The 20,796-nt window shown below is 43.1% G+C and carries 21 protein-coding genes; 14 read left to right on the top strand and 7 right to left on the bottom strand.

Going from position 1 to position 20,796, the window contains the following annotated elements:
* Nucleotides 1–100 precede the first annotated feature (100 nt).
* Together F9817_RS21890 and F9817_RS24455 are read left to right on the top strand one after the other, a co-directional pair.
* Nucleotides 101–637 (top strand): YbhB/YbcL family Raf kinase inhibitor-like protein, encoded by a 537-nt coding sequence (locus F9817_RS21890; RefSeq protein WP_161158330.1) that lies wholly within the window; start codon nucleotides 101–103, stop codon nucleotides 635–637.
* Nucleotides 638–661: 24 nt separating this feature from the next.
* Nucleotides 662–1,441: a helix-turn-helix domain-containing protein gene (locus F9817_RS24455; protein ID WP_161158329.1), complete on the top strand. Its 780-nt coding sequence runs from the start codon at nucleotides 662–664 to the stop codon at nucleotides 1,439–1,441.
* A gap of 58 nt (nucleotides 1,442–1,499) precedes the next feature.
* Here F9817_RS24455 and F9817_RS21880 read toward each other — a convergent pair whose 3' ends face one another.
* From F9817_RS21880 to nifB, 3 genes are read right to left on the bottom strand one after another with little or no spacing between them, the layout of a single operon-like run.
* On the bottom strand, nucleotides 1,500–2,027 hold the full coding sequence (locus tag F9817_RS21880; protein ID WP_161158328.1) for a nitrogen fixation protein NifQ: 528 nt from the start codon (nucleotides 2,025–2,027) through the stop codon (nucleotides 1,500–1,502).
* A complete protein-coding gene (locus tag F9817_RS24580) occupies nucleotides 2,024–2,284 on the bottom strand; it encodes a 4Fe-4S dicluster domain-containing protein (protein WP_161158327.1) in 261 nt (86 codons plus the stop codon). The genes F9817_RS21880 and F9817_RS24580 overlap by 4 nt, the downstream gene beginning before the upstream one ends.
* Entirely contained in the window at nucleotides 2,281–3,666 is a 1,386-nt protein-coding gene (nifB, locus tag F9817_RS21870) for a nitrogenase cofactor biosynthesis protein NifB (protein ID WP_161158326.1), read from the bottom strand. Before nifB ends, F9817_RS24580 begins: the two co-directional genes overlap by 4 nt.
* A gap of 327 nt (nucleotides 3,667–3,993) precedes the next feature.
* Here nifB and F9817_RS21865 point away from each other — a divergent pair, with 327 nt between their 5' ends.
* Nucleotides 3,994–5,322 carry a leucine-rich repeat-containing protein kinase family protein gene (locus tag F9817_RS21865; protein WP_161158325.1) on the top strand — a complete coding sequence of 443 codons (1,329 nt, stop codon included), beginning with the start codon at nucleotides 3,994–3,996 and terminating at the stop codon, nucleotides 5,320–5,322.
* A gap of 145 nt (nucleotides 5,323–5,467) precedes the next feature.
* Here the strand turns inward: F9817_RS21865 and nifA are convergent, their stop codons facing one another.
* Both nifA and nifL read right to left on the bottom strand, forming a co-directional pair.
* Nucleotides 5,468–7,066 carry a nif-specific transcriptional activator NifA gene (nifA, locus tag F9817_RS21860; protein ID WP_161158324.1) on the bottom strand — a complete coding sequence of 533 codons (1,599 nt, stop codon included), beginning with the start codon at nucleotides 7,064–7,066 and terminating at the stop codon, nucleotides 5,468–5,470.
* 6 nt (nucleotides 7,067–7,072) lie between these two features.
* Nucleotides 7,073–8,602 carry a nitrogen fixation negative regulator NifL gene (nifL, locus tag F9817_RS21855; RefSeq protein ID WP_161158323.1) on the bottom strand — a complete coding sequence of 510 codons (1,530 nt, stop codon included), beginning with the start codon at nucleotides 8,600–8,602 and terminating at the stop codon, nucleotides 7,073–7,075.
* Nucleotides 8,603–8,910: 308 nt separating this feature from the next.
* On the opposite strand from nifL, the gene rsxA reads away from it, so the two are divergent.
* The 8 genes from rsxA to F9817_RS21815 all read left to right on the top strand — a co-directional run bounded on the left by rsxA (nucleotide 8,911) and on the right by F9817_RS21815 (nucleotide 15,477).
* Nucleotides 8,911–9,486: an electron transport complex subunit RsxA gene (gene rsxA, locus F9817_RS21850; protein ID WP_161158322.1), complete on the top strand. Its 576-nt coding sequence runs from the start codon at nucleotides 8,911–8,913 to the stop codon at nucleotides 9,484–9,486.
* Nucleotides 9,487–9,503: 17 nt separating this feature from the next.
* A complete protein-coding gene (locus tag F9817_RS21845; RefSeq protein WP_237476323.1) occupies nucleotides 9,504–10,040 on the top strand; it encodes an RnfABCDGE type electron transport complex subunit B in 537 nt (178 codons plus the stop codon).
* A 9-nt stretch (nucleotides 10,041–10,049) separates the two neighbouring features.
* Nucleotides 10,050–11,957, top strand: a complete 1,908-nt coding sequence (gene rsxC / locus F9817_RS21840) for an electron transport complex subunit RsxC (RefSeq protein WP_161158321.1) — start codon at nucleotides 10,050–10,052, stop codon at nucleotides 11,955–11,957.
* Nucleotides 11,954–12,955: an RnfABCDGE type electron transport complex subunit D gene (locus tag F9817_RS21835; RefSeq protein ID WP_161158320.1), complete on the top strand. Its 1,002-nt coding sequence runs from the start codon at nucleotides 11,954–11,956 to the stop codon at nucleotides 12,953–12,955. The genes rsxC and F9817_RS21835 overlap by 4 nt, the downstream gene beginning before the upstream one ends.
* Entirely contained in the window at nucleotides 12,952–13,560 is a 609-nt protein-coding gene (locus F9817_RS21830) for an RnfABCDGE type electron transport complex subunit G (RefSeq protein ID WP_161158319.1), read from the top strand. The genes F9817_RS21835 and F9817_RS21830 overlap by 4 nt, the downstream gene beginning before the upstream one ends.
* A complete protein-coding gene (locus tag F9817_RS21825; RefSeq protein ID WP_161158318.1) occupies nucleotides 13,553–14,236 on the top strand; it encodes an electron transport complex subunit E in 684 nt (227 codons plus the stop codon). The genes F9817_RS21830 and F9817_RS21825 overlap by 8 nt, the downstream gene beginning before the upstream one ends.
* Nucleotides 14,237–14,252: 16 nt before the next feature.
* Nucleotides 14,253–14,516, top strand: a complete 264-nt coding sequence (locus F9817_RS21820; RefSeq protein WP_161158317.1) for an RnfH family protein — start codon at nucleotides 14,253–14,255, stop codon at nucleotides 14,514–14,516.
* Nucleotides 14,517–14,937: 421 nt separating this feature from the next.
* Nucleotides 14,938–15,477, top strand: a complete 540-nt coding sequence (locus F9817_RS21815) for a flavodoxin (protein WP_237476322.1) — start codon at nucleotides 14,938–14,940, stop codon at nucleotides 15,475–15,477.
* Nucleotides 15,478–15,608: 131 nt separating this feature from the next.
* Here F9817_RS21815 and F9817_RS21810 read toward each other — a convergent pair whose 3' ends face one another.
* Entirely contained in the window at nucleotides 15,609–16,259 is a 651-nt protein-coding gene (locus F9817_RS21810) for a glutathione S-transferase family protein (RefSeq protein ID WP_161158316.1), read from the bottom strand.
* A gap of 417 nt (nucleotides 16,260–16,676) precedes the next feature.
* Here F9817_RS21810 and F9817_RS21805 point away from each other — a divergent pair, with 417 nt between their 5' ends.
* Complete coding sequence (locus F9817_RS21805; RefSeq protein WP_161158315.1) at nucleotides 16,677–17,345, top strand: HAD-IA family hydrolase; 669 nt, start codon at nucleotides 16,677–16,679, stop codon at nucleotides 17,343–17,345.
* A gap of 69 nt (nucleotides 17,346–17,414) precedes the next feature.
* A complete protein-coding gene (locus tag F9817_RS21800; RefSeq protein WP_161158314.1) occupies nucleotides 17,415–18,029 on the top strand; it encodes a LysE family translocator in 615 nt (204 codons plus the stop codon).
* A 38-nt stretch (nucleotides 18,030–18,067) separates the two neighbouring features.
* On the opposite strand, the gene F9817_RS21795 is transcribed toward F9817_RS21800, so the two are convergent.
* The gene (locus tag F9817_RS21795) at nucleotides 18,068–18,292 is read right to left on the bottom strand and encodes a hypothetical protein (RefSeq protein ID WP_161158313.1); all 225 of its coding nucleotides are present in this window, start codon (nucleotides 18,290–18,292) and stop codon (nucleotides 18,068–18,070) included.
* 675 nt (nucleotides 18,293–18,967) lie between these two features.
* Here F9817_RS21795 and F9817_RS21790 point away from each other — a divergent pair.
* The gene (locus F9817_RS21790; RefSeq protein WP_161158312.1) at nucleotides 18,968–20,203 is read left to right on the top strand and encodes a GGDEF domain-containing protein; all 1,236 of its coding nucleotides are present in this window, start codon (nucleotides 18,968–18,970) and stop codon (nucleotides 20,201–20,203) included.
* Nucleotides 20,204–20,796: the final 593 nt, after the last annotated feature.

The following is a 20,796-nucleotide window of genomic DNA, read 5'->3' as shown; positions in this document are numbered from 1 at the left end:
GTATTACATATGTATAAAAATTAGATACATTTAATACTTTTAGTAAGAATTTAGCATCGGTGTACTAGTAAATTATTCTCTAATCTTAGAGGAGAGTTTTATGTTCACCAAAAAAATAACCTTACTGTGCTTTTCTATCTTTTTTAGTCTTTCTAGTCACGCATTTTCAATATCAAGTGCAGATATTGAAGAGGGGAAACCATTAGCGAATATTTTTGTTAATTCTGGTTTGGGGTGTCATGGAGATAATTTGTCCCCAGAGTTAAGGATTCATGACGTGCCATTGGGTACAAAAAGCTTTGCTATTACTCTTTATGACCCTGATGCCCCAACTGGCAGTGGGTTTTGGCATTGGGTAGTCATTAACTTATCAAAAGATGCAAAGGTGATCCCGAGGGGGGTAGATGTCAGTAAATGGGGAGGTATCGCTATTCGTAATGATTTTGGCTTACGTAATTATGGAGGAGCATGCCCACCAAAAGGTAATGGTATGCATCGATATACATTTACGGTGTGGGCCTTACCTACGCAAAAATTAGATGTTGGAGACGGAGTTACACCAGCTTTGATTGGGTTTATGTTGAATAAGTTAGCCATTAGTAAAGCTGTTATAACAACCACTTATACCAAAAATTGAATTAAATTATTATGAAGGTGTTTTGTGAATCAATTCGAGATCTCTACATTCAACGCTCATAGACTACAAAAAGTAAGGAATGTGGCGATTCATTCTCCAAGTATTGTCCAAGTTTTATCGGGTAAAAAGCGACTGTTTTGGAGAGATAGTTACATTGATATCGGTGCTTCATCTCTGTTACTTGTTGATAACAGTCTAACGGTGAGTTTTGAGAATATGCCAAGTGAAAATTATTTTTCTTCGAGATTTTTTAGTTTCAATTATCAACCACCAGATTCAATAGTGGAATTAGGAATAAAGAAACAACAAAAAACTGAAAATCCGGTTATCAGAATGACACCTAGTTTAAACTCTATTCTAAATGCATTATTTCATTTAGATACCAAAGCAATTGATAAGCAAAGCCAGCGATATTTTCTATTAGGATTGTACCAACAATTAGCCGAATACGGCGTTCTACCTTTGTTGTTTAAAGGAGAAGACTTCAAATTTAATCATAGAGTTAAACGTTATTTGTCAACCTCTCCTGGTATCAATCACACAATAGAGTCTGTTTCTGAGAGATTTTTTATCAGTCGAGCAACATTAATTAGGCGTTTGAAAATTGAGGGATATCAGTTTAAAGAAATTTTGCGAGAAGTTCGCCTTAATCATGCACTCCATTTAATGCAAAATGGCCTTAATGATATTTTGATACTGTCCGAAAAGTGTGGATATTTATCTGATGTGAGATTTTCGCAGCGTTTCCAGCAAAGGTTTGGCTTAACCCCAAAAGATTATTTATCGACTCTTGGGAAAAAGTAAATGTTGTCGATTTTCTTGTCTGAACGACAAGGCAAGAAGATCGACAATTATATTTTTATTACACTTCATCACCGAAACATTCATTGTAACTGGTGCAGGTTTCGCAGCTAGGCGAGCGACAGACGTAGTCTCCACCGCGTTCACACATTTGACGATAAAGAAATCGCTTCCAGCGCATGTTGCGGTTATTTAAGGCGTGCAGTTGCGGAAAATAATCGTGAAACAGTTGACTGAGGCGAGGGCGCTCAGGCATACCTAAATCTTTCCACAGGTGTTGGCTTCCCATGCTGGCAACCGCTATCACCTTCGCCATTTGTGCAGCGTAAGGCTGATTAGTATTCATAAAATCAGTGAGTAGCTCGGTTAAGTCGTTTAATTCGTCCTCACGCATACTCAGAAGTTCGTCGCGTAAAGTGATGGCAGAATATTGCGGTAAGTCTTGAGTGTCTATGGGCGGTAACTCCACGGTATCGGCTAACGCGGTGTATTCTGCGGTGCTCAAGCCTATATGAGGTGTCAGTGCGGTTTCACCATGATGGAAACTGTTAATAATTGGGTACCAATATTGTTCATACACATTGATCATGAATCCCTCCCAATTTGTTCTGGTTGCAAACTTCCCACCGGATTTAAAGGATGCTTAAACCCATCAACAATAGCTTCTTCAACGGGACAAATACTCGCACATTGTGATTCTTCATAGTGGCCTTCGCATTGATCACAGCGTTTGGGATGAATACGAAATTGTCGGGATACCTCGGGGTCTTGGTAAACAGCATGATTCGGGCAAACAAGAAAGCAGGCGTGGCATCCCACGCACTTATCGGTAATAGCAAAACTCATAGCAGTTCTCTCCGTTCAGTTGATTGTGGCTTGATAGAAGGTTCTGCGTTGAATTCTTTAGCAAGGTAAACAAGAGCATCGACAATTGGTTTAAATGCAAAATCGATATTTGGTGTCACCCCGCGTTTTTCCAGTTCTCGCCATGGTGTTATGCCAATTCTTGAACAAAGTAATACTTGGCAATCAGCGACCGTTTCAATAACAGCGTTCTTTTCTTCCTCATCTGGGCAGTCGGACTTACCTTTGCAATAAAGACCCACATCGCGTTTTTCACGCAGTAAGAATTGCTGTTGATCACTGCTATATTGATAAATTTCGAATTGAACCGCGTGGCCAAAGTGAGTCGTAATGTGTTCGCTACCATCACTGGCTACTGCGACCAAATAAGGTTTGTCTTGAGTGGGTTGTTCTGAGGCATTATGGGGTTTGTCTACAGTCGTCGCGGCCTCATCATCGTGATGCGAAGAGCAGCCTTGTGTTCCATGATTATCCGCTAGCATTCCGACAGCATCGGCACGACATTGTTGGCAATGCGTCATCTGTGGCATGAAACTGCCTGAGTTTTGTCGAGCTTGTTGCAGCTCATCATCGGTTGGGCCGCGTTGGCCGCTCAGTCCAAAATAGGTACCGTGGCTCGGGTCCGATATGAGCGGCATAATGTTATGTAACAATGCGCCATTGGCTTTGACGGCTTCGGCTACTTCTTGGATATGTTCATCGTTTACACCAGGAATTAATACGGTATTCACTTTCACTAAAAGCCCCGCGGCTGCGGCTTTACGTAAACCTGCAAATTGATGTTTGATTAACACTTCGGCCGCTTCTCGCCCTTTAATACGGCGATGATCATGAAAAATCCAAGGATAGATTTTTGCCCCTACATCAGGATCTGTGCAGTTAATGGTGATAGTAAGATGGTGCACACCGAGTTCGACGAGCAAATCGACATGTTCTTCCAATGCTAAGCCATTGGTTGAAATGCATAATTGAGCTTGAGGATCGGCATTTTTGATCTGCGCTAATGTCGCAAATGTCATTTTGGGATTAGCCAGAGCATCACCAGGCCCAGCGATACCGACCACGGTTAAGTTTGGTGCACGACGTTTTATCGCTTTGAATTGGCGTAATGCGTAGGCAGTATCCATAACTTGTGAAACCACGCCTGGGCGAGATTCATTGCTACAGTCGTATTTACGATTGCAATAATTGCATTGGATATTACAGGCAGGGGCGACAGGTAAATGCATCCGCGCGTACTGATGGGCTTGCTTTGAATAACATGGATGCTGTGCAATTTGATTTTGGACATCTTTGCTAAAAAAGTGGTGAATATTGTCGTTATTAGAATGCTCTGAACAGCTTGTATGAGAAGGACTTTCCATGTCGACCTCTTTTCCGGTGTAAGTAATAGGGATCAGAATGCAAACATTGTACCTAAGTTAACCTATTGAAATTTATTGTTTTAAAAGCTGGTGTAACATTGTGACACGAACAATTGTCGTAAAAATAACAAACAAATTTTGCTCAGGTTTGTTCGTTTTGAGTCGTGATTTTGACAATTGAGGGTTAACGTATGCGGTCACTGTGTTCTAAAGAAAAATATTCGTTTCAGCCAATCGAATGACTCAACACAGCTTGTTGCGTTACAATTCAGTCGTTTTGTTTCTAGGCGCTTGTTTTTCGCGTCGTTCTTTTTGATTAGGTTGATAATGCACACTCTTGAACAATTACGCTCTGGATCGTTAAAAGGTCTGCGTCGCTTGAAGCTAGCTTGTGGTTTGACGGATTTTCCACGAGAAATTTTTTCGCTAGCTGACACGCTAGAAATCTTAGATTTGACTGGCAATCAACTTTCATCGCTACCCGATGATCTTGACCAATTAACGCATTTAAAAGTCATCTTTTGTTCGCAAAATCAATTCACGCAATTACCTAAGGTGTTAGGAAAATGCTGCTCGCTCAGCATGATAGGATTCAAATCTAATCAAATCGAAGACGTTCCCCCAGAATCGTTACCTCCTCAATTACGCTGGCTTATTTTGACAGATAACTGTATTCGTGTATTACCTGAACGTATTGGGCAGTGCGATAAATTACAAAAATTGATGTTAGCGGGTAATAAGCTGTCTCGCTTGCCTGAGTCATTAGCACAATGTCAACGATTGGAGTTAATGCGGGTGTCGGCGAATCGACTCAACACGTTCCCTGAATGGGTATTTGCTTTACCGAAATTAACTTGGTTTGCATACGCTGGTAACCCCTTTGTCGAGCCGATAGAACAGCAAGCGTTAATCGTAGAGATGATGCCGATCGATTGGCACAATATCACAACTAACGTTTTACTCGGTGAAGGCGCGTCAGGATTGATTTATCAAGCGGATTTGATGCTTGAAAACGACGTTCATCGTGTGGCGGTTAAACTATTTAAAGGCACAATGACAAGCGATGGTTTGCCTTTATGTGAGATGGCAGCAACGATAAAAGCGGGTCAGCATCGGGCGTTAACTCAAACGATTGGGCGGATCTCTAACCATCCTGAAGATACGGATGGCATCATCATGAACCTTATACCCAAAGAGTTCGTTAACTTGGCAGGTCCGCCTAGTCTAGATTCATGTACGAGGGATGTGTATCCGGCAGATAAGCAATTTACCACAGTAGAACTGTTTCGCATCATAGGAGCCATTGCACAGGCCGTTTGTCATCTCCATCAACAGGGAATTGTGCACGGTGATTTGTACGCGCATAATATATTAACGACCCCAACCGGGGAGGCATTGTTAAGTGATTATGGTGCTGCTTCTTTTATTGATTTGTCTGATCCCGAGCAATCTGCGAGTTTGCAACGACTAGAGGTGCGGGCATTTGGTTGTTTACTTGAAGAGTTAATCGCTCGGTGTGATGACATTGACACGACCATGCAGGCTCAATTAAATAAGTTAGTGTCTGATTGCCAACATATTGAGCTTTCCAAGCGGCCTACATTTACAGAAATAGTGGATCATTTACATCAGGTTCAATCGATGGCTGTAGCCTGATTCGGGAGCTCATCAACCAGCCTATCTCTGAGCCCAATCATGTTGCAAGGAAACGACCATGTAACATGATTGGGTTTGGCTCGTGTCGATTGATGACGCCCTGACTCAGTAACTAACAGTCAGTTGGGTATCACAGTAACCGCCATTAGATCTGCTTCATTTCAATATTCATGATTTGAATCCGATAGGCGATTTGGCGTGGCGTCATATTGAGTAATCGAGCGGCTTTCGCTTTTACCCAGCCTGTACGCTCTAATGCATCAATGACCATTTCGCGCTCATCATGAAATTTTTGCTCCTTGGACACACTAGGTAATTCAGTAGCCGGTTTAGGCGTACTTTGAGCAGGCATCGCCTGATATGAGCTGCTAGGAGTGTGCATCGCTGGCGTGGATTCCATGTGAGAGAAGGTAATTAACTCAGGCTCAATGACGCCCGCTTCACTTAAGACCGAAGCACGTTCTAGGGTGTTTTCCATTTCTCGCACGTTACCTGGCCAATGGTATCCCATCATGACTCGTACAGCAGGATCGGTAAGCGAGATTTTGCGCTGTTGGGCTTTGCTAAGTTTTTTAATCATGTGATCAGCCAGTTCAGGAATGTCTTGAACACGTTCACGCAGTGGTGGTAAATACATGGGCATGACGTTTAAGCGATAGTACAGATCTTCACGAAAATCGCCTTTAGCCACTTCTTCTTCCAAATTACGGTTAGTTGCCGCAACAATGCGCACGTTCACTGAGATAGTGCTGGTGCCGCCCACTCGTTCAAATTCCTTCTCTTGCAACACGCGCAGTAATTTAGTCTGAAATGCTGGGCTGGTTTCACCGATCTCATCTAAGAAAATCGTGCCGTTGTCGGCGAGCTCAAATCGTCCTTTGCGTTGCTTAACCGCACCTGTAAACGCGCCTTTTTCATGACCAAACAGTTCTGATTCCAATAAATTATCGGGAAGGGCAGCGCAGTTGAGTTTCACAAATGGGTTATTCGCTCGTGGCGAGTTGTAGTGAATAGCGTTAGCGACGAGCTCTTTCCCTGTCCCAGACTCTCCGCGAATTAGCACGGTAGAATCCCAACGAGAGACTAAACGAATTTGCTCAAAGACTTGCCGCATGACCTTAGTATGACCGACTAAATTGCGGAAACTGTAGTTATTACGAACTTGGCGGCGCAAGCCATCGCGTTCATCAACCAATTGTTTTTGGGTATTTTCGACTTTAAATGCCAGTTGCACATTCTGCGCGACTAAGTTTGCCACCATCTCCATAAACTTGGTGAGTAGTGTCAGGTATTGATCATCTAAAATCGGGGGCTGTGCAGCGAGTGCGCCAATAGGGTGAGTACGACTATCTTTAAGAGGCACACAGATAAATGGTTTTTCGTAATCGTACAAGGCTAATTTATCAGCAAAGCGCATATCACTACCGAGGTTACGTACCACCATGGTACTGCCTTGACGTAATACTTCGCCAATAATGCCTTCGCCAACTTTATAGTGAGCTCGCTTTTGTTCAACCGCCATATTGGGCGTTGGTGTGTGCACTGCTTTAATGATCAAGGTTTGTTGATCTTGATCGAGGATAGTCAGTAGGCCACATTGCAGCCGGCAATCGTCGTGCAATATTTGCAGAACTTTATCAGCTGAGTCTTGGTATTCGAGACTGCTATTTAAGACACTAGCAATGCGATACATTGCAGCTAACAACTGACGTTCTAAATCTAAGAGAGATAAATCTTCAGTCATAAGGCATTACCATTCAGAGCTAGGGAAGGTGAGACAAATATACGCACCCTTCAAGTGATCACTTTCAGAGATCGTAATGGTCGCTGAATGCTCATTCAGCACTTGCTGCACAATCGATAAACCGATACCACGGCATCCGGTTTGATGCTTGGGTTTGGTACTGAAAAAGGGTTGAAATACTTTCAAACGTAAATCATCGGCAATGCCGCCGCCACTGTCTTCCACAATGATTTTGGTCTCTTCATTAGCCGCGTACGAGGTAATCAAAATAGAGCGTTCGTTACACTTGGCCGCTTGAATGGAATCGACCGCATTATCGATTAACTGTTTTAATGCCAAAATAAGCCGGTGCGGCATACCATTGATGGAATTGAGTTTAGGTGACAGAATCAAGTCTAATTTAGTCGATGACATCAACAGCTCATCGGTACAAATCGCCGTTGCATCGCGGATCACTTGATTGATATTAACGGGTTGGAATGCTTCACTGTTGCGTTCAGGAATGGCTTGTTTGATATCGTGCATCGCGCGAAAAGCAGTTTCCATCGCTTCATCCATCGCGATGAGCCCAGGACATGATGGACTGGTGCGCTTTAGAATGTTCATGGCGGAATCGATCATATTGAAGGGCCCTTGCAATTGATGCAATGTCGCCATCAGCGCTTCTTGCATCGCATGAACATATTTATTATCGCGGGTCATCAATTTGACCGAGTTGATACGGCGCTCTTCAACCAGCAGTTTTTCTCGCGTGCGTTCTGTGATGGTAATGACGGTGTAAAACGCATCTTGAGGTTTGAAATACGTATCGGCTGTTGTGTCAGATACAGGGATTTTTACTAACGAATAATCAAACCAACGCTCACGTACTCCTCCTTTATTTTCGATATGAACGCCTTTATAGCGGTGTTCTTTATTTTTCATAAATTCGTTAATCGACGTGATACCGTAATCGGTATTCAAACTATCCAGCAGTTCCTTAACGGGGGAGCCGTTGATACTTTGTCCAATTTTGTCGAATTTAGCATTACTAAATAAGGTGTTGTGATCTTGATCGATCATCGTGATGGCAATTGGTGTGGCATTCAGTACTGCCTCAAACATGACCGATTGATTTTTTAAGTTAGTGACGGTTTGGTGCGCTTCGGTAATGTCTTTGTGGATGGCGTAGTAACACACATCACCTTTCATGGCGACAAACCGTGAAATAGAGATTTCAGCGATATAGGGCTGCCCGTTTTTTTTGCGATTCACCAGCTGTCCTTGCCAATGATGCCCTGTACTGATTGCATTCCATAAATTTTCGTAGACACTTTTCGGTGTTGCCTTATAGGAAAGCAGTGAAGAATTCCGCCCGACCAGTTCACTTGCTGTGTAGCCGGTGATTTCTGAAAACATCTGATTAACGAATAAAATAGTGCCGTTAGGGTCGGTAATACTGATCGCAACCGGAGCGTTTGAGACGATCTGAGAAAAGGTTTGGTCACTGAACATTGGCGGTATTGCATCTTGTAACACCGTATCGACTTGTCCCATAAGAGCCTTCCTTAGCGTAATTATATAGGAAACAAGTGTCATGCATTTCTTATTCCACAAAAAAAGTGTTGTTTTATATGGCTTTGAACCATAAGCCTTTACTTCAGTCTTGTTTGATATAAGACAAATTTTAATCTCTCCCATGAAATTGTCAGTTTTAGTACAAGGCTGACAAATGTCCTTATGGGCGTTACTACCCCTGTAAATTCACCGTCTGATAAGGGATTGAAGGTTCAAAATGGTGCAGTTCGATTGCGATGGCATAGGCTATGCACCAATGCTGGGAAACGGATCTCTAGGAAAGAGTTATGTCAGACGGATTCATAATTTTACTCAGTGCCGCCTTCGTCAATAACGTCGTGTTGGCAAAGTTTCTCGGATTGTGTCCCTTTATGGGGGTCTCAAGTAAGATCAGCAGTGCGGTTGGGATGGGGGTTGCAACAACCTTCGTATTAACCCTCGCAACACTGGTGACATGGATGATTGAATTCGCCATCTTGCGTCCACTCGGGCTCGAATTTATGCGCATTATTGCGTTCATTTTAGTGATTGCGGGTGTGGTTCAATTTACCGAGTTGTATGTAAAGAAAGCGTTTCCCACCTTATACCAAGCTCTCGGGGTCTATTTACCACTGATTACGACTAACTGTGCGGTATTCGGTGTGGCTTTACTTGCTGTTCAAGACGACCTCAATTTTATTCAAACCTTAATGTTCAGCGTCGGTTCTGCCACGGGTTTTCTTATTGTGATTACGCTATTTGCGGGGTTGCGCAGTCAGTTATCAATTAGTGAAGTGCCTGCCGCTTTCAAAGGGACGCCAATTGCATTTATTACGGCAGGATTTCTGTCAATGGCATTCATGGGCTTCTCGGGAATGGCGTAGAAAAGGGGGAATCTCAAATGGCTATGGTTATTTCAGCATTAGTGTTTTTTGTTTTGCTTGGGGCGATCTTAGGAGCACTACTTGGCGTAGCTGCGAAGTATTTTCACGTTGATAGCAACCCGCTGGTAGACCAAGTAGAAGGGTTATTACCTGGTGGTCAATGTGGCCAGTGCGGTGAGGCTGGGTGCCGTCAAGCCGCTGAAAAAATGGTCAGTGGCGAATTGGGACCTGATTGTTGTCCTCCTGGTGGCGCAAGTTTAGCGGTGACCGTCGCCGATCTTCTTGGTGTCTCTGTTGAGGTCAGCGACGAAGATAAAGAATATGTTGCGGTGATTGAAGAAGCGCAATGTTCTGGGTGTCACCGCTGCGTGAAAGCCTGCCCGTTTGATGCCATTGTTGGTGCTCCAAAGCAGTTGCATACCGTTTTAAAAGACGTGTGTACGGGGTGTGAACTGTGTGCCAAGAGTTGCCCGCAACATTGTCTTGATATGGCAGAAGTAGAACCCGATGCCAAGCATTGGTACTGGCCTAAACCCACCTCAGATGCAGCTTAGGAGTAGAAGATGTTACGCTTATTTTCACACGGATTCTCTGGTGGTGTGCACCCTAAAACCTTTAAACACTTAACCAGTGACAAGCCCATCGATGAAAATTTTTGGCCTCGTTATGTTTACTTGCCACTACAGCAACGCGATGGTGCCGTCGTTAAGCCTTTGGTTAACGTGGGTGATATGGTATTTCGTGGTCAGCTAATCGCCCAGTCGCACAGCGAGCGTGTCGCGCCTATTCATTCTCCGGTTAACGGGATTGTCACTAAGATTGCGCCTCATATCACACCGCACCCGGCAAAAATTTATGCAGACACCATAGAGATTCGTGCCAATGAAGACCGTCACTGGGGCACGCCAGCAGAGCTAGGCGCTTTTCATCAACTTGATCCAGATACCATTTTAGAGCGCATACAAAAAGCAGGTATTGTTGGACTAGGCGGCGCCGGATTCCCTACTGCAATGAAATTGAGTTCTGCACGTAAAGCGGGGGTAGAAACCTTAATTATTAATGGGGGTGAGTGCGAGCCTTATCTCACCAGTGATGATGTCACAATGCAGACTTACGCAGCGGAAGTGATATCTGGCATAAAGTTGATGCAAATCGCCAGTGGTGCAAAACGCGTTATCGTGGGGATTGAAGACAACAAACAAACCGCTATTTATGAAATGACCGATGCCGCGAGTGAAGAACCCAATATCGAAATTCGCAGTGTCCCTAGCATTTATCCCATGGGGTCAGCGAAGCAGCTTATTAAGACGTTAGTGGGTAAGGAAGTGCCTCAAGGCGGTCGTTCATCGCACATTGGTGTCGTGGTTAACAATATTGCCACAGCACGTTCCGTGTATCACGCAGTGCGTTTTCGTCGTCCTTTAGTCAATCGCATTGTGACTATTTCTGGGCAAGGCGTGAGTGAGCCTCGTAATGTAGAGGCACCAATTGGTACTCGAGTACAAGATTTGATCAATTACTGTGGTGGAACCAGTGAAAGTACCGAGCGTTTGGTTCTCGGTGGTCCCATGATGGGGCAGATCATTACTTCGCTGAATGTGCCAATTGATAAAATGGTGGGAGGAATATTAGCCCTTACCAGTGACGAAATCATGAGCAAATACAAGCATCAACAATGTATTCGCTGTGGTCAATGTGTGAGAGCTTGCCCTATGAGCCTTATGCCATTTCAAATGGCTGCTTATACCAAAGTATCTGATTTTAAAAAAGCAGAGGAGCTTGGAGTGCGTAGCTGTTTATCATGCGGTGCGTGTTCCTATGTGTGTCCTTCTTCTATTCCGTTAGTCCAATATTTTATGCATTCCAAAGGTGTCATTAACTCAAATTGGCAAAAAGAACGTAAATCGCAACAAGCTAAGCAGCTTACTGAAGCGAAACGTCACCGTATGGAAGAAGAAGCTAAAGCTAAATTGGCAGCGAAACAAGCGAAGCAACGGCCTGTTCGTGGCGCCCGAGTGGCTGAATCTGGTGCGAATGAAGCGCCGGCTCGCCCTACCAGACCTGGACGTCCCGGTCGCCCAGCAAGACCAACCGCTCAAGTCGTGAGTGAGGAGAGTTCATTAACAGGTAACACTCAGCAGGACATGACCAATCTCAGTGAACGACCAGCTAGACCCGCAAGACCGGCGCGTAAAGCTCGTAGTAACAGTGCAGTGACTGAAACTAAAGATAACGTAGTACAGATGGAATCTCACGAGAACTCAGCACAAGTATCATCAAGACCAGCACGTCCTACTCGTCCGCCAAGGAGACCAACAGCGCAACTCAATCCAGATGTTCAATCACAGCTAGTCGCTGAGCCTACCGAATCTCAACCTGATATTACGGTGAAAGCCGAGAGGCCGGCTCGACCACCACGTCCAGCGCGAGTCGCTCGCAAAACGACTGTCACTGAGGAGGATCAACAATGATTAAATATGATGTCGCCATGGGGCCCTTTGCCCATAACGCGAATTCCAGTGTCAGAATTATGTATACCGTGTTACTGACGTTGTTACCGGCTGCGTTGTTTGGCGTCTACCAATTCGGTTTGAGTAGTTTTGTGGTTTTGTTGGTCAGTTGTTTAGCGGCGGTCTTGTCAGAAATGGCTTGCCTTATTCTGATGAAAAAATCATGGAAAGCCTGCTTAGATGGTTCAGCATTACTCACAGGGATGTTACTGGCAATGAGCCTGCCTTCGACTTTTCCTATTACCTTAACCATTATCGGCTCAGTATTTGCTGTGGTCATGGGCAAACAGATCTACGGTGGGCTTGGACAGAACTTATTTAATCCAGCGATGCTCGCGAGGGTCATGCTCTTAATTTGTTTCCCAGTTGAGATGACTCGGTGGGCAACACCTACGCCACTTGATTTTAGTCACTCGTTATTAACCGTGCCGGAAGGGTGGTTACATTTTGATGGTATGACGGCTGCAACCGCGTTAAGTACCGAACGTAAATTGCCTGTTGAATTATTTAATATTTTCTTTGGTCAACAAGCAGGTAGTTTAGGGGAGACCAGTGCGATCTTCATTTTGCTTGGAGGTATTTATTTACTCTATCGCCGCATTATTCACTGGGCAATCCCCACCTCTTTCTTTTTTGGTTTAGGTATTCCCGCGCTTATCGCGCACCTAATTAATGGTCAGCAATATCTGCCTTTTTGGAATGAATGGTTTAGTGGCGGTGCGATGTTAGGCGCATTTTATATTGCCACCGATTTAGTGACGTCTCCAACTAGCGTGCGTGGCCAGCTTCTTTATGGGGCAGGATGTGGCTTATTAGTTTGGTTAATTCGTACTTTTGGCAGTTATCCCGAAGGGGTGGCGTTTGCTGTGCTCATTATGAATGCCGCCAGTCCCTTGATTGATCACTACATGCGCCCTGCGGTGTACGGTAGTCGCAGCTTGAAGGAACAAAAGTCATGATGTTGTCGTTAGATTTATGGAAAGAAAAAGTGGGCTATCAAAGTGGCCTCCTAGCGGTAACGTGTGCGATCGCCGCTATTCTATTGGTGTTTACCGAAGTACTGACGAAACCCGTTATCGCTCAAAGGATTAGTGAAGACCAAAACGCTCTCCTCAAACAAGTGTTGGGCGACATCACATTCTCAAACGATGTATTTGCAGAAGGGCATAGTGTCCATTATGCCAAAGAAACGTTCGACATGTTCCCGGTGAAAAATGCCCAAGGAAAGGTCACCGCATGGGTTGTGCGCGGCGCGGAAGATGGTTACAGCGGCCCCATTACTTATCTGATGGGAGTCAACATGCACCAAGAGATCATTGGGGTTCGAGTGGTGAGTCATACTGAAACGCCAGGGCTGGGGGACAATATCGAATTGGCGAAAAGCCCGTGGATTCTCAGTTTTAATCATCACTCGTTAAAAAATACGCCAGTGTGGGGCGTAAAAAAAGATGGTGGGACGTTCGACCAATTTAGCGGCGCAACCATTACTCCACGGGCTGTGGTCAAAGGTATTCACTTAGCATTGGAAGCACTAAAACAGGATAGGGAGTCAGCTCATGAGTGAGGGATATTCCAACATTATTAAAAATGGGCTTTGGGACAATAATATAGTCCTTAAACAGTCGTTAGCCTTGTGCCCATTATTGGCCGTCACCAGTAGTGCAACGAACGGCCTTGGTTTAGGGCTTGCGACATTGGTGGTGATGGTTGCCTCAAACCTTATCAATTCAATGGCAAAAGGTGTCATCAGTAAAACCGTACGTATTCCCGTGAACGTCATTATCATTGCGACACTAGTGACTTTAACGGATGCGTTGCTCAACGCCTATTTACACCAATTACATAAAGTACTGGGGCTTTTTATTCCTTTGATTGTAACTAACTGCGCGATCTTAGGGCGGGTTGAATCGTTCGCGAGTCGTTCAAAGGTCTTTCCATCTCTGGTCGATGGGGTGTTTATGGGCATTGGCTTTACTTGGGTATTAACGGTGCTTGGCGCTATCCGTGAAATCATTGGTAGTGGAACTTTATTTACCAATGCAAGCCTATTGCTCGGTCCACACTTTGCCTTTTTAGAAACCACCATTATCCCCGATTACCGCGGGTTATTATTAATTATTTTACCACCAGGTGGCTTCATTATGTTGGGGCTTGGCTTGGCACTAAAACAAAAATTAGAAGCCGTGTGGCAAGAAAACAAACAACGGCAGAGTGGCATGGTGCCGGAAGGTGATATGTAAGTGAAGGAGCGACGAAATGAAAGTCTCAGTAGTTTATGCCTTGCCCAGTGAACAAGTATGGTTACCGATCAATGTGCCTGACGATGCGACGGTATTAACTGCGATTCATCAATCGAAGATATTGGAAGTGTTTCCCGATATCGATCTGCAGGCACAAAAAGTGGGCGTGTTTGGCAAGGTTAGTCCTCTTACTCATGAGCTCAAAAATGGCGATCGGGTAGAAATTTATCGGCCACTCATTTGGCAGCCAGATGACGATGATGACGACGACGACGATTAATGTCAGCTTTATGACAATTTGTCACGACTGACAGTCATTTAAATAAAAGGCTTTATGTAACTAATTGATTATATGTAACTAACTAACTGGTATGCGCTTTGCTCTAATAACAATTATATACCCAAATGACCTCAAGATGCAGGATTCAGAGCTTCATCAACGAGCCTAGGTCAAGCTCAATCACGGCAGGAATGGTCATTCCCTTTCAACGTGATTGAGCGCAGAAATAGGTTTGTTGATGAGCTCCTAAAGGGCGAGTTTTATTCGCTCCCAGGCTGTGTTACTGATTTTTAACGTAGAATGACTATGTCTTCAAATCAGTGCCTTGCCTAAGAGCGAAACCATTCTCGCTGAAACAGCATCTTGAGGTTACTTGGGTATAGAGAGTAACAAAGCATGAATTGACGTTTCAAAGGAGTGAATGATGGCTAAAGTGGGTATTTTCTTCGGTACAGATACAGGTAGTACACGTAAGATTGCAAAACAGATTCAAAAACTACTCGGCCCCGACATTGCCGATAAACCTAAGAATATCAACCGCACAACAGTAGAGGATTTAACTGCATATGATTGCCTAATCCTAGGTACGCCAACTCTTGGTGAAGGTAAATTACCGGGCTTATCTTGTGATTGTCAGGAAGAAAGCTGGGAAGAGTTTATGCCCAATTTTGAAGGATTAGATCTGAGTGGTAAAACCGTTGCTCTTTACGGCTTAGGAGACCAAGTCGGTTATGCTGATGAGTTTGTCGATGCGCTGGGTGAATTGTATGACTACGTTGCTAATACTGGTGCAACAATGGTCGGTTTTTGGCCACTAGATGGTTATGAATTTAATTCATCGAATGCTGTCGATGGGGATGAATTTGTCGGCCTAGTTATTGATAAAGACAATCAATCTAGCTTAACCGATCAACGAGTTGCTGGTTGGGTCGAACAGATTTCAGCGGAAATGGGATTATAAATTCACAATAGCCCGCATTCAGGGGAGTAATGTCACTGATTAGCGGTATACAAGTCAATTTCCAAAAATATTGTCACCTTTTCTTTCAGAGACTTGCTGAAGTTAAGGTGACTTTTTTATCGGTTTAGTCGCTAACTGACGTAACTGAGAATTTCAATCAGATTTAACTGTTCAATTTCATTAACGGCTAACACGCTTTCGTTCGTCGCCATTCTCTGCATAAAACCACGTAAATAGGGGTAATCCATCGGGGTTTTTTCTAATGCAAAACACCAACTGCACAACATAAAGAGAAAAAAATCACAGGCATATATTTCATCATCGATTAAATAGGTGTGATGACTTAGCTGATCATTAATGAGGGTAAGGCTCTCATCAATACGGGCTGCTTGGGTACGTTTTACACTATCATGCTCTGTGTTATGCACTCCGTGCCTCGCAGGATAAAAATAGATCATTAAATCGTTTTGCAAGGTGTTCGAAAGGTACAGCATCCATTGATAAAAACGTGGCTTTTGTGCTGAATGGGTTGGAGGCATCATGTGCTCGTCGGGATGTTTTTCGCACAGAGTCATCATGATGGCAGCTGTTTCTGCTATGGGTTGACCATCTATAACGAGTGTTGGAATTTTTCCTACAGGATTCAGTTTTCTATAAGCATCGGATTTTTGCTCATCTTTTTTCTTATTAACATAATGCAAACGATAGGGAACATTGAGGTGATGAAGCAACCAGTGGACGGCCATGCTGGCAGAGCGAGGGGAATAATATAAATGATACATATTAGTATTTTCCTCGACAGTGGACAGCGGAAGGGGAGAAAAATCGCATTTTTTTGATCAAGGGAATAGGTGAAATAAGGCTCATAAATTCATCTTTACTCGTTGATTGGCTATGTATATGTTTGAGTTGGTTATAAATTAATTCAATTTCAGCTTCAAGCAACCGGATTTATCTCATATTGTGGTACCGGTTGCATCAACTTTATGAATTTGTTCATAACCACTCAATTTGTAGGCTTATTATTGTCTGTCTTGTTATTTCTATTTGAGGCGATAGGTTTTTATACAAAATCAGTGTGGCATAGTAAGGAAAAAGCTGTTTACATGGTGCGTTGGGTGGCACGTGTTTTTGTTGTGGATGCGGCTTGAATATTCATTGTTCAGGCGTAAGATAGTAAGAAAAATCAAGGATCTAGTATGGCGAAAACCATAGAATTTAAAGCGGCATTATTTGATTTAGATGGTACGCTTATCGACTCATTAGGCGCGGTTAAACGTTCTTGGACGCTACTGGCGCAACGCAATAATCTCGATCCAGATCGGGTCATGTCTGTCATTCATGGCCGCCCTGCAAGGGAATCGTTGGCACTATTGTTGGCTGATAAAGACGATTCATTCATTGATAACGAAATGGATTGGTTAGAAACTCGAGAATCACAAGATACTGAAGGTACAATTGCTTTGAATGGGTCGCTTGAGTTCATTCAATCACTTGAAGCGCTTGGTGTGCCTTGGGCCATTGTGACCTCAGGAACGTTACCCGTCGCCTCTGCAAGAATAAAAGCATCGGGTATTCCCATGCCCAAAATACTGATAACAGCAGAAGCGATTAGTAAGGGCAAACCCGACCCTGAGCCCTATTTACTTGGCGCAAGTAAACTCGGCGTTGATATTCACGACTGTATTGTATTTGAAGATGCTCCGGCAGGAATCGAATCAGGCAAGGCGGCGCATAGCCAGGTGGTAGCGATATTAAGCCACTATACCCAACAGCAATTAGGGGTTGAACATGCCATTTCGGCATTGGACAAAGCAAGTGTTAAAGTGGCGCGCGGTTCTTCAAATACATTCGAATTTTCCTACTGATAATATGAGTGACTCATTTATCCGGAAAAAATAACAAAAAAGGTAAGCCTAGTCGGGCGAAGCGATTTTATGACATTAACAACGTGGTTTTCATTATTTGCCATTGCTCTACTTGGTGCGATGTCACCAGGTCCCAGTTTAGCGATGGTGGTTAAACATAGCTTAGCGGGTGGGCGCTCAAATGGCATTTGTACCGCTTGGGCGCATGCTTGTGGCATTGGGGTCTACGCCTTTATTACTATGATTGGGTTGGCGGTTGTTTTACAACACTCTCCTTTGGTGTTTGACACGATTACTTATCTAGGCGCTGCCTATTTAGCGTATTTGGGGGTTAATGCACTGCGCTCTAAAGGTGGTGTCGCAGCTCGTTTAGAAAGTGGTGAACGCGTTAGTAATTGGCAGTCGGCGAAAGAAGGCGCACTTATCTCTATGCTGAACCCCAAAATCGCGCTGTTTTTTATCGCTCTGTTTAGTCAGTATGTTGATGCGGGACATAGTTTGTCTGATAAAGTCACCATTGTTGCGACCCCTTTTGTTGTGGATGGATCGTGGTATACCTTAATCACGTTATTGCTATCTAACGCAGCCGTACTCGATAAGTTACGTCATAAAGCTGCGTTGATCGATCGATTATCGGGATGCGTGTTACTTGCACTCGCGATCCGAGTCGTGGTAAGTATTTAACGGTGTTAAGGCTTCGTGTGCTTTAACAACCATGATGTTTAATTGTGGGAGGCCTTTTCATGAATCACTTCTTCGTATTCTCCTTCAATCACATCATGACTGGCATGTTGGCGATGATTGAATGAGTTACGCTTCAGTTGATCATTAAATCTTTTACCCTGAATTAACGCAATAAAAGCGAGAGGAATCGCGATCACTAGGCTAAACATCAGAGCAAATATGCCTGTAATAACAGCTAATGCAGTGACAATCAATCGGCTCATAGTGAGTACCTCTAGTTATTAAGTTAGTGCCACCATACCAGAGCGAAGATGAATTCCACATGAATACGAAGTTCATTCACCCTCTTATTCACTGATACGGGCTAGTTTCTTTTACTAAGAGTGTCGTGATATTTTGCTCGTTTACCTCAAATCACGGCACCTGAAAGGTTAGAACTTTTTCTGTGATCTTAGTTCCCTAATAAATCGAGTATCCAAGCATTAGCAATCAATCATGTAAGAATCTCTTCCTAGTAAAAAAGGAAATTCGATCTTCTGTGACAATACTTATTAATTGCGCTAATAACATGCCTAGCTAATGATCCCTAGACATTGTTTAAATAAAGACTTTTATCATTAAATAAAACCATTTTATTTATATGTCATTTTTAATGAAGTTCTATAAGTTGCGTTGTTCTAACTGGTATCTCACTTATATATAATGCCAAATCTAACGCATCAAAAATGTAACATAGGTTATTGTTATATATAGATCTTTGATTTTTAAAATCAATTGGGTCAATATGGCGGTTTGTTACAAGCTAGCCAGTTAGCAGAGTAGGGATAAATTTACATAAGGAATGCCTTTACTATTTTTATACAAGATTAGAGCCCGAATAATGAAGCGTTTTTACGGTATATTTAAGCTGATCTCTATAAAATAGTATTTAATCATTAATGAATATGGATAGTTGTTTACTTTATATATCCAGTGATTTACTGGTCTCTCACGCAATGGGAGAATATGCTGAAATCTTTGATTCACAAAATGTTGTTGGTCGAGATATTAATGATCTTCTCTCCCTTAACGAACGTTTAACGGCAGATGAATTAAAGCAATGGTCGATGTCGCGCAAAATGCACCATCTGACTATTCATGGACAAACCAAAGCAATACAAATTAACTGGTACTGCCATTCAAACTTTGTTGCGGGAGTGCATTACATATTATGCCTTACTGATGTATCGCCACTAGAACATTTACAGCATTCACTGCACAAAGCCGATGTATTACTAGAAACGATGAACGATCAACCCTCTTTAATTTTGGTTTATAACCTTGATTATCGAATTGAATATGTCAATCGGCGAGTATCAGAAGCGCTTAGCAAGCCCATTGATGAGATCGTCGGCAAAAATGTGTTAGAGGTTATTGAACCTGAGAACGTTGGAAGAGCAAAACGGCAACTTGCTCGTTTAACAACCGATTCTCCTTTAGCTGTTCACGAGCACCGACAAGACAGGTTAGATGAGCACGGCAACCGAGTTTTTCGTTGGTTACAGTGGACAGACCGCCTAATTATGTCCAAATCGGGTAAACCACTTGGGTATCAGTGCATTGGTTACGATATTACAGAGCGTAAACTCGCTGAGATTCAGATGGAAGATATGCTACATAAAGATCCTCTTACAGCGGTATTGAATCGTCGCCGTTTTTTTGAATTGGCTAAAATGGAATTGGCGAAGGCGGAGCAGTATAAAGTACCTTCTTCATTAATCCTGATTGACGCCGATTTTTTTAAAGCGATAAATGATACCTATGGGCACAACATGGGTGACAAGGTACTCAAAACGTTAGCTGATACTTTGAATCTCTCGGTTCGAGAGCATGATCTGGTATGTCGTTATGGGGGGGAGGAGTTTCTGATTCTATTACCAAGCACGGAAAAAGAAGAAGCGCATACTATCGCTGAAGATCTGAGAACCTCCGTCGAGTTATTAAAGCTTAATGTCCAAGGAATCGAAATCCAGTTCACTATTAGTTTGGGTGTTAGTTGTTATTTGGGCAAAGCTGAAATTGATACCTTAGAACACTGGATTGTTGATGCTGATAATGCGCTTTACAAAGCGAAAAAGCGCGGCAGAAACTGCGTTGTAACCTCTCGATTGGTCGAAAAACCAATCAAAATTTGAGTTGTTGCTCTTAGCACGTGCTCGTTTTGAGTACGTGCCAATATTCCCAATTTATTTCTATTCCTAAGTCATCTCAAAGTTCTCATTCTGAGCGAATGTATTCGCTCCTGGGTAAGGCTCTGATTTGACGACAAAGTCATTCTACATTGATCAGTAGATATCATTTATTTTAATTCTCTTTCTTACCTGTAAGCTCCTCTCATGTCGTTGAGCGCATGATGCGTTGTCGTCAATCATTAGACGTGGAACGTGAGAACCACGCTCCAGCTGATTGAGTGCGATTTGCGTTAGTTAGGGCCGTCTGATATTTGTGTTTACCTTGTTGAAGAGCGATATGGTTACGGCGGGAAGCTTCGGCATTGTATTTTTTATGTGATTCTGAAATTTAATGTTAATTAAATGTATCAAATGTTATTACTGTATAAATAAGAGAAAGTAGGGGGGTTATGGCTTTAAGAGTTATGGAGACTTGTGCTGTAAAATAATAGTTATCATCAATATTCATTTCTCAATAAAATACTAAATTAGCAGGTGTTAATTATACATGGTAGTTAAATTTTTCGTGTGCCAATTTTAATCAATCAAGATAGGAC

Source organism: Vibrio eleionomae (assembly GCF_009874545.1).
Taxonomy (GTDB): domain Bacteria; phylum Pseudomonadota; class Gammaproteobacteria; order Enterobacterales; family Vibrionaceae; genus Vibrio; species Vibrio nitrifigilis.
The sequence above is the reverse complement of the archived record's forward strand: the minus strand, read 5'-3'. Positions and strand labels throughout refer to the sequence as shown.